The following is a 9,495-nucleotide window of genomic DNA, read 5'->3' as shown; positions in this document are numbered from 1 at the left end:
AAATCTGCACATACAGCACCGGCCTACCCTTTGGGCAAGAAATGATGGTGATGATGTGTGCGATGGATCATTGTTGCTTTTTTTTAACGCCGCAAAAGTAAGATACAGTTTTAACGTAGCAAAATTTATATAATTTTTTTACAGTAATCGTTGAGCGCAGTCCATACACTATAAATAAAAAACTTTCGAGCTTCCGATTCGTTGCGCGTTTGTTAAAAGCCTTCTCAAACCATATTTTTTTATAAATTGTACCCTCTTTATAAACGCAACAAATTTTAATTATGATGATCCGTTTATCTCAAATTGTAATGAGCGCTTGTTTATGCTTTGCCGTTTTGGCAGGTTTTGCACAAGAAGCCCCACGAAAGGGCGATCCAAAATTAACCGAATACTGGGATCCTCCCGTACGTGTTATAACTCCCGGCAAAACCGCCGCCGATGCACCTTCGGATGCCATTGTATTGTTTGGTGGCAAAGATGCTTCCAAATGGAAAGCACAAAAAGATGGCGGGCCTGTAAAATGGAAGATTGAAGACAATGCACTCGTGGTAGCAGGCGGCACCGGAGGCATTGAAACAAAAGAAGGTTTCGGCGATTGCCAGTTGCATATTGAATGGCGCACCCCTGCTGAAGTAAAAGGCGAAAGCCAGGGCCGTGGCAACAGCGGTATTTTTTTGATGGGCAGATATGAACTGCAGGTGCTTGATTCATACAACAACCGTACTTATTCCAACGGGCAGGCCGCCAGCATTTATAAACAAACCCCGCCCCTGGTAAACGCATCCCGCGGGCCCGGCGAATGGCAAACCTATGATATATTGTTTACCGCCCCTATTTTCCAGATAGATGGCACGGTTAGAACACCTGCAAGGATCACTGTGTTTCATAACGGTGTACTGGTGCAAAACAATACTACCATCTGGGGCTCCACACAATACATCGGCACCCCCAATTACGAAAAGCATGGCAACAAGGAACCCCTTATTTTACAGGACCACGGCAATCCAACTGCTTTCAGGAATATCTGGATAAGACCATTATAGGAATTTGAAAATGTGGTCGGTACCCGACGGAAGGAGGGTCAGACCACATTTTCTCACTTTTCACAATAACATGCAGACTTGCTTTGATTAACGGATCAAATGCATTCCAAACTGATGTATTGTGCCTGCATCTATGCATCCCTTGTACCCTTTACCTGCAACCTGTTCCCTGCATCCTGTTCCCTGTAACTTGCTACCTTTGCAGCATGGCAGAAGATCTGATCATTGCAACAGGTTCCAAAGCGGAGCAATACCAGTCGCTCATTCCGCAGATACAGGCATTAATAGAAGGCGAGCTCGATCTTATAGCTAACCTGGCCAATATAGCAGCAGCGCTCAAAGAGCAATTCGGCTGGTTCTGGGCAGGATTTTATATCGTTAAAGAAAATGAGCTGGTGGTAGGTCCTTTCCAGGGCCCCGTTGCGTGTACCCGTATCCGTAAGGGAAGGGGTGTATGCGGCGCCAGTTGGGAAAAAGCCCAAACCATCATTGTGCCCGATGTTGAAAAATTTCCGGGTCATATAGCCTGCAGCAGCTTATCCAGGTCAGAAATTGTGGTGCCGGTCATAAGGAACAATGAGGTAGTGGGTGTACTGGATGCAGACAGTGAAGCATACAACCGGTTCGACACAACAGATCAGCACTACCTTGAGAAAATAGTTGAATTGATACAATGGTAACCGTATAAACAATACAGCATGCGATACAGAAACCTGGGCAGCACAGAAGAAAAATTATCCGCTATAGGACTTGGTTGCATGGGCATGAGCTATGCTTATGGCCCCACCGATGATGCCGAAAGCATCGCTACGCTGCACAAGACCCTGGACCTTGGCATTAACTTTTGGGATACGGCAGATATGTATGGCAACGGAAAGAATGAGGAGCTGGTATCGCAGGTGCTTACGCATAACCGGGATAAGGTTTTTATCGCCACTAAATTCGGCTTCCGTTTTAAAGATAATACACCGGGGCACAGCGGGCTGCCCGGCACTTATGTTGACGGATCGCCGGTATATGTAAAAACGGCTGTAGAAAAAAGCCTGAAGCGGTTAAAGATTGATACGATTGACCTGTATTACGCCCACCGCATAGATAAAAATATTCCTGTAGAAGAAACAGTTGGCGCAATGGCCGACCTTGTAAAAGAAGGCAAAGTACGTTACCTGGGGCTTAGCGAAGCCTCTGCACAATCTATACGGAAAGCACACGCCGTTCACCCCATTGCTGCGTTGCAAAGCGAGTATTCATTGCTGAGCAGGGATATAGAAGGTGAAATATTAAACACAGTGCGTGAACTGGGCATTTCGCTGATCCCTTATTCACCGCTGGCAAGAGGAATAATTACTGCTACGGTAAATGATCCGGCACAATTGGCCGCCGATGATTTTCGCCGCACATTGCCCCGTTTTGACCAGGAACATTTACAAAACAACATCCGGTTGGTAAATGAATTTGCCGCATTGGCAAAAGATAAGAATGCTACCCCTGCGCAGCTTGCCCTGGCCTGGGTGCTTGCCCGGGGCGACGATATTATTCCCATACCCGGCACCAAGAAACGAAAATACCTGGAAGAAAATGCCGGCGCCGTGGATATTCACCTGTCTGAAAATGACTTGAAAGCGATGAATGATCTAATAGCACGTTATCCCAATGTGGGCAACAGGTACAGCGAGGGGGCTATGAAGTTGGTTAATCAGTAAGATAGCTGCAGCCGTCAGGTATCAGCTAGTGTTACGTTAACCATAATACGCCGCATCAATTTGTGAATTGTGAATAAGTTCACTATTGACCATTGCCCATTCACCCCGGCAATACGACATACTATAATTAACTCAGCACTGGTAGTAAATACCAATGATAGGATGATTTTCTGCGATGGCTCACAGCTGATGGCTGAAGCCTCTTTTTCTTGTGATTTGTCTTTTGGTACTTTGCATTCAGATGCGGTGCTGACCCTCCTGCGTCGGGTGCCGACCGCATCTCCGATTTTAGTTTGTTGTTTGTATTCTCCGGATTTAGAGCTTACGGCTTCGGATTTGAATTTGAGTTTTGTTTGTTTCTTGTGATTTGTCTTTTGGTGCTTTACGCTCAGATGCGGTGCTGACCCTCCTGCGTCGGGTGCCGACCGCATCACTGCCCTCCGTTACGTTCCGCCAGTTCGGTGAGCACACGCATCATTACCGCGCCGGCTTTTTTGCCCGGCGACATGCTGGTAAGATAAGGAGCGGCATGCAGCTTTGTGTCCGGATCAAAAAATTCAGGTTTCAGGATATAGCCTAATTCATCCTGTCCCAGCCCCAAAACAAACTTTGGGCCCTTGTTCGTCATTAATTTTTTGGTTGCAAAAGAATACATCGGCGAGGTTTCACCCGGGTGTGTGGCAAATATTGCATTGCCTATACTGAACCATGCAATTTCTGTAGGCGTACCGTCGCTGATGTCTCTCCGGATGATGCCGGCAGCGGCCATCTGCTCCAGCGCTTTATTGTTCACGGGCATTTCAAAGCGGCTGGAAGAAAATGACATTTTGCTCCCTTCAAGAAGCCTGGGTTGTTCCAATGCACTGCTAACCGCCGCAGCAAGCGCTTTTCCTTTTCGCTCCGCTTCCTCAAAAGTACGGGCTACTTTTTCGGGCTGTACCCATCCCCCTATCGCTCCCTGCAGATACAGATTTATGCCACCCAGCTTAACTTTCATTTGCTTATAAAACCCCGAAGGAAAATCCGCGCTCACCAATGTGTTCTCTTTTCCCAAAAAAGTAGGGTGACAGGCAAAATTGGTAAGCGTGGCAATATTTCTTCCACCCCGGGTGGTAAATTGCATAACCGCAACAGAACGGTCCGTTTCAAGGCTGTCCGAAACATTCTCAACCCAGCCTTCTCCAAATGTGGTATCTGCATACTTTGCCACAACCACCCGTTTGCGTTTCCATGCTTTTAGGATCACAGTTGCGGCAGTATTGATCAATAACCTGGTATAGCTGCTGTCGGTTCCGGTGTGCTGCATATCCGGGCCCCATATACCAATTACGTCGGGACCCGCATGGGTGTGGGTAGACGAAATAATTATATGCCCCGCATTGAATGACCCGGCAGGCAGCTTTAACTCAACCGCGTCTCTTATGTGCTGCACCACCGGGTAAGGCAACCCAATGCAATCTATGGTAACAATAGCCAGTGCATTTTGCCGGTTGGCTATCACAACGGCTTTTACAAAAAGATCGTCGTGCACGCCGGTGCTTTTTCTGTTCTGGTCGTACCCAGCGAGGTAAGCTCCGGCAGGAGGGTTTATAACGGCTTCCGCAGCACCCGCCAGCAAGCGCCCGTGATCATTATCCTGGGCTGCCAGAACCACGGTCGTGAAAAGTAAAACAATAAGATGCAACCCCTTCTTCATAACGGCAATCTTTATTTAAAAATAAGTATTTTGTTTCTGCGTCAAAATCATATTTTTATTGCGCCGTCAACGACCGCCGTTTTGTAATACAGACGGGTGAACGGGAAGCAGGTGCAGGTGTTTTAACAGACTGGCATATTTTTTTATGTAACTTGGTAACAATACTCCTGTATGAATCAATTGCCTTTAACAGTAAAACGTTCCATAGAGCTTCTGGGGTTATGTTTGATCATAGCCCTTTTTTCTGTGGCGAATGCCATCATAATGCCTTTGCTGATGGCTTTTTTCATAAGCCTCATGCTGTTGCCTATGTTCCGGTTTTTGCGAAGAATAAAAATACCGGAGATCATTGCGATCGTGCTGGTTATCTTAGCAGCAGCATTGATCATAATTTTGATACTGGGCTTTTTTTCCCTGCAAATTGCATCCCTGGTAAAAGATTTTCCCCAATTAGAGAAAAATCTTAATCAGCACTGGAGGACATTGAGCGACTGGATCAACAGGAATCTTAATCTTTCAGCCGACCAGCAGATCAAAGTGCTGCAGGACCAGGGCAACAATCTGCTGAGCAATGCGGGCTCCTACCTGAGCGGCGCCGCGGTATCGCTTACCGGCGTATTTGTGTTTTTGGGGTTGCTCCCTATATACATTTTTCTTATCCTGTTTTATAAAAACCTGCTGCTGCGTTTTATTTTTCTGTGGTTCAACAGGGAAGACCATCCACAGGTAGAATCGGCTTTACGTGAAACCGAAGTAATGGTTAAAAGCTATCTGATCGGGTTAATGATACAGGTAACTTATATGACGATATTATTAGGAGGTATTTTGATGATAATAGGCATTAAGCACGCCATGCTGATCGCCATTATCTTCGCTATCCTTAACCTTATTCCTTATGTAGGAGCCCTTGTTGGGAATGTTATCGGCGTGCTGCTCACGCTTACTTCATCTTCTGAACTATGGCATGTATTTGCCGTACTGATCGCTATAACGGTTGTTCAGTTTTTGGATAATAATATCCTGATGCCCCGCATCGTGGGATCCAAAATTAAGATCAATGCCCTTGTAAGCATCATTGGTGTTATAGTAGGCGGTACGCTTGCCGGTGTTTCTGGCATGTTTTTATCGCTGCCTGTGATCGCTATATTTAAAATCATCTTTGATCACACTGCCGAATTCCGGCACTGGGGCATTTTGCTGGGTGACGAACGACCCGGGCTCAGTCCCATGACCAACCCGGCGGTAAGGCTCAGGAACAGGCATGTGCGAAAGCCTGATGAGGAAGACGAGGAGGAATAAGATATTGGAGATTTGAAAAGAACAAACGAATAACGTCTGCATGCTCCTAAAACCGCCACCGGTTCACCGGCTCTTCAGCTTTTGAGAAAGCAGCATTGATGTTTTTTATTTTTCTTTGATTGGAACTTGCCTGAGTCGCAATGGGTTGATTAAAAGCAATGATATATCCGTCGAGTTTTTCTGCTAATGGTTTAACAGATATTTGCCGGCTGTTGGAATTACCAATGGCTGCTACTATATTATTCCTTGTAAACAGAATGTTTTTATACCGGTTCCATAAATACGTTATATCACCGATATTATGGCCCTGAACAATATTATTGGTTCCGGTGTGAAGATGTGTAAGCATTTTTAGAGCAAAATCCTGCGCATCACCGGCGGAAGGACATTCGTAAAAGTCAATTCGTAAGGAAGTGCTGAAGCTGTTAACCGGAAGCCACCTCGAATGCAATATCCTTTGAACACCGCTATTGCTTTCAAAAAGGTCCAGTAGCATAATGTCCCAATCAGGAAACTCCGATTTGTCAATAAAAAACCCCCGAACCGGCGATGGTTCAGCCCCCTTTCCGGGCCTGGCTTTTTTAGAAGGACCGAACTGCAGTTTAACCGCCGCCAATGATTCCTTCTCCTGCACAACAACAGAGTCAGACCGTACGGCAAAAAAAGGAAATTGAGGAATACCCGGTATAAGCATCCTGCGTAACCTTGTTTGCGGCCTGGGCTCTGAAAGTATCCAGTCCAATGGAAAAACAAGCCTGTCCCTGTACAAACCTGAACCCCGACTGCCCAGCAGAATGTTTACCGGCAATAAGGGCACTCTGAAAAAATCAACCAAACTAACCGATCCATCAATGGCAAGACAAGCATCAAATATGCGGTCGGCTGAAGTACAATTGCCTTTCCATGCCACCTCATGAAATGCGAAGCCAGGAATGCCGCATGGTGTTTGCCAACCCGTACCGCCTATGGCCAATATATCGTTTACCCGAAACATTATACCAGGTGTTTCCATTTTAGATTGCCACAGGCTGCACCCGAGAATATTGGCAAAGGTTGACACTATTGCCGCACAATCTGAGCAAATAATGAATCTGTTTATACTGTTTGTTTTCAGATGCAACAGGAAATTGGTACAGTTAAAAAAACTGTTTCCGGAAAGATCCAGTATTTGAACATAAGCCGGAAGGAAGTTTAGGCAGTTGTATTCAAAGAACTTTGGTCCCATGCTGAATAATCTGCCGGTAATCCTGCCTGCTGCTTCATCTTCTGATCTGGACCCGGCTGCCCATTCACAGGCATAATCCAGGATATCCGTCCAGGGTAAAAGCATATCGCCCGGAAAATCCTGTGCGAACGGAAGGGTTGGTTCGTTTAGCAGCACATAAACCTTGTGTTGTGTTCTGTCAAAAACTTCCCAGGGCTGATCCGGCTTTTCCCTGAATTGCCAGTGCCAGATAACCTGAAAAATGCCAACACCCCGTTCTGTCAGTATGTGATTGCTTAATTCAAAACTGATAAAAGGGGTTTCTCCATTTTGCGAGATTGATATACTTTGCTCTTTCACCTCGCCAAGTATGTTGCTATGTGTGGCCAGCAAAGTGCTCCATGGATCAAAACCAATATGCAGGGGAGGCTGTACACCTCTTATGGAAATGGAAACCGGAACTGTATTTACCCGGGACACCCGAAACTTAACGTGAATAACCACACGTTCCGAGTGGGAGCGTATTTCTGTGATAGCATACGCAACCCTGGAAGGTTCTAAGTTTGCACTTTGAATCTCTGCCCATTCCACCGGCGGAAGTGACTGGAATGCGTTTTTCCTTAGTTTTAATGCCGATGCAGCGCCTGTATCTTCCCTGCGGCTAAACTGTATGGCAGCAACTTGCAGTATCATTTGATTAATTTTGAACGGCGTATTGGTTTTTTGAAGGATGTTCCTGCAAATCACCACCCATATCTTCATAGGAAATCACTACCTGGGGAAGATGAGCTGAAATAACCTGCTCAAAAATTGAGTGCATTCCTGCTCCGGAAATGCCAATATCATTTTGTATAATGCGATTAAAACAAGCAGAGATGTATTTTGCTCCAAACCTGTTGTAATGATCTCTGGCAAATGAATCAAAAAAGTACCTGGCATTTTCGTCAAATGAACAAAGCATAAAAAGGTTGGGTTGATCGCTGTTGAAAACGGCATCCAGATTGCAAACGGCTTTTACCTGATCGGAAATCCTTTTTTCAACTTGCGGATCCGGGCTCATTGCTCTCCGTGCATCATCAACATGAAAAATGCCATCAGGTTTTCCAAAATATGCTTGTGCTGCATCTTTCAAATCTATAACTTGTTTATAATTGGTAATATCTATACCAACCGTTATAAATTCTAAATTTGACTGTTGCCAGTTCCTGAACCGGTTAATCATTATGGCAAAAGGATCATTAATTTCATGGCCGGCTAACCACTGATCCCAGCCTTCCACAACCGGAAAGTCAGGACCCGTTGCAAAAACCAATTTTGCCTGAGTTGCCTTCATAAGATATTCCGAAAATAACCAGATCGCCTCGTTCATAGTTCCGGTAACCAGGTAGATATTTTGCGGTTTAAAAGCCACAGAACCGTTTACTGAAGGGATGTTTGCTATTTTGGTTACGGGTATAAGCCTGATAGTATTCCTCAGCATCAATTCGTGGTCTGTTATTTCATAGTCCAATTCATCCAGCAACCTCGCTGCCACATCCTGGATGGCTGCGGGACGGAACAAGTTGAAGTCAACATCAACAATTTGCCACTTCAGGTCCGGCAGCATCCCGTCCGTCATTCTGCAGGCCGCCGATAATAATGATTTCAGGGGGTCGTGATGTTCGAAATGATGAAACCGGTGCAACCCGCTGGCCACTACCTCCAACCTGATCCCATCCTGTAAATCGTATTCCTGTAAGGCTCTTACAATGTACAACAGGCTAAAGAAAGCGTAGTGCAACTCATCATTTAAGGAGCGTTCTTTAATATTACCTTCAAAGGTGAAACTGCGTTCTTTGAAATTAAATAAATGCAGTATAGTTTCAAATGTTAAGGAAGATGATTGCAAGCATTTGAATAATTTTTTATAATGATCCGGATTAGAAGGATCAATACCAAATACCAGTTCATCATTAGCGGTAAACTCATCGCTCTTTACTACTTCTATAACTTTTTTACCGGATGACCGAAGATTGTTCACCAAAGCATCGTAAAATTCACAGGGGTGACCAAATACTATGTAAGAAAAGCCGGCAGGTGCAATATTATCGAAATAAGATTCGGAAGGATGCCTGCTCATTTGCCAATGGGTGGTATAAAACCGGGGCCGGCGTTCAGTAACTTCATGAGTTCCTTTCCCGTTGCCCGGTTTCCAGGTTGCATCCATCCAGTAGCGTTCCTTTTCAAACGGATAAGTTGGAAGCGCTACTTTGTTCCTGCTCTCCTGCTCATAAAACTGCTTCCAGTTAATATCAATCCCCGATAACCAGCAATGGCCAAGGGTAAATTCAATATTTTCCAATTCATTTTTCTCATTTAGGGGCGGAATCATTTCCATAATCAAAACACCGGGGTTGTTGCGCCACTCCACCAGTTTCTTCTGTAAATTAGCATCCTTTTTAAACATCTTCCCCGCTGTTTGTTTCAGGGCTTCATCTAAACTCATGTTTCCGTTAATGCAGGCCGCTGCCAGTTCACCAATGCTGTGTCCGATCATAACATCGGGTTGCA

7 protein-coding genes are annotated in these 9,495 nt (G+C 45.3%); 4 read left to right on the top strand and 3 right to left on the bottom strand.

The annotated features are described in order from the left end of the window. Nucleotides 1-281: 281 nt before the first annotated feature. The 3 genes from PLH26_RS16890 to PLH26_RS16880 all read left to right on the top strand — a co-directional run bounded on the left by PLH26_RS16890 (nucleotide 282) and on the right by PLH26_RS16880 (nucleotide 2,746). Nucleotides 282-1,043: a 3-keto-disaccharide hydrolase gene (locus tag PLH26_RS16890; RefSeq protein WP_324587207.1), complete on the top strand. Its 762-nt coding sequence runs from the start codon at nucleotides 282-284 to the stop codon at nucleotides 1,041-1,043. 206 nt (nucleotides 1,044-1,249) lie between these two features. Then, nucleotides 1,250-1,723 carry a free L-methionine (R)-S-oxide reductase MsrC gene (gene msrC, locus PLH26_RS16885; RefSeq protein WP_324587206.1) on the top strand — a complete coding sequence of 158 codons (474 nt, stop codon included), beginning with the start codon at nucleotides 1,250-1,252 and terminating at the stop codon, nucleotides 1,721-1,723. Between the two features lie 18 nt (nucleotides 1,724-1,741). Then, nucleotides 1,742-2,746 carry an aldo/keto reductase gene (locus PLH26_RS16880; protein WP_324587205.1) on the top strand — a complete coding sequence of 335 codons (1,005 nt, stop codon included), beginning with the start codon at nucleotides 1,742-1,744 and terminating at the stop codon, nucleotides 2,744-2,746. A 430-nt stretch (nucleotides 2,747-3,176) separates the two neighbouring features. Here PLH26_RS16880 and PLH26_RS16875 read toward each other — a convergent pair whose 3' ends face one another. Further along, nucleotides 3,177-4,442, bottom strand: a complete 1,266-nt coding sequence (locus tag PLH26_RS16875; protein ID WP_324587204.1) for a neutral/alkaline non-lysosomal ceramidase N-terminal domain-containing protein — start codon at nucleotides 4,440-4,442, stop codon at nucleotides 3,177-3,179. Nucleotides 4,443-4,613: 171 nt separating this feature from the next. Here PLH26_RS16875 and PLH26_RS16870 point away from each other — a divergent pair, with 171 nt between their 5' ends. Continuing rightward, nucleotides 4,614-5,741: an AI-2E family transporter gene (locus PLH26_RS16870; RefSeq protein ID WP_324587203.1), complete on the top strand. Its 1,128-nt coding sequence runs from the start codon at nucleotides 4,614-4,616 to the stop codon at nucleotides 5,739-5,741. A 46-nt stretch (nucleotides 5,742-5,787) separates the two neighbouring features. On the opposite strand, the gene PLH26_RS16865 is transcribed toward PLH26_RS16870, so the two are convergent. Both PLH26_RS16865 and PLH26_RS16860 read right to left on the bottom strand, forming a co-directional pair. Further along, nucleotides 5,788-7,638: a hypothetical protein gene (locus PLH26_RS16865; RefSeq protein ID WP_324587202.1), complete on the bottom strand. Its 1,851-nt coding sequence runs from the start codon at nucleotides 7,636-7,638 to the stop codon at nucleotides 5,788-5,790. Between the two features lie 4 nt (nucleotides 7,639-7,642). Next, nucleotides 7,643-9,495: KR prefix domain-containing protein (locus PLH26_RS16860; RefSeq protein WP_324587201.1), on the bottom strand; the 1,853-nt coding region annotated here is incomplete at its 5' end.

It is taken from the genome of Agriterribacter sp. (genome assembly GCF_035444585.1).
Lineage (GTDB): Bacteria > Bacteroidota > Bacteroidia > Chitinophagales > Chitinophagaceae > Agriterribacter.
The sequence above is the reverse complement of the archived record's forward strand: the minus strand, read 5'-3'. Positions and strand labels throughout refer to the sequence as shown.

Excerpts from the sequence above, each read along its gene's own strand:
- PLH26_RS16875 (WP_324587204.1), bottom strand. The coding sequence starts at position 4,442 with ATGAAGAAGGGGTTGCATCTTATTGTTTTACTTTTCACGACCGTGGTT.
- PLH26_RS16870 (WP_324587203.1), top strand. The coding sequence starts at position 4,614 with ATGAATCAATTGCCTTTAACAGTAAAACGTTCCATAGAGCTTCTGGGG.
- PLH26_RS16890 (WP_324587207.1), top strand. The coding sequence starts at position 282 with ATGATGATCCGTTTATCTCAAATTGTAATGAGCGCTTGTTTATGCTTT.
- PLH26_RS16865 (WP_324587202.1), bottom strand. The coding sequence starts at position 7,638 with ATGATACTGCAAGTTGCTGCCATACAGTTTAGCCGCAGGGAAGATACA.
- msrC (WP_324587206.1), top strand. The coding sequence starts at position 1,250 with ATGGCAGAAGATCTGATCATTGCAACAGGTTCCAAAGCGGAGCAATAC.
- PLH26_RS16880 (WP_324587205.1), top strand. The coding sequence starts at position 1,742 with ATGCGATACAGAAACCTGGGCAGCACAGAAGAAAAATTATCCGCTATA.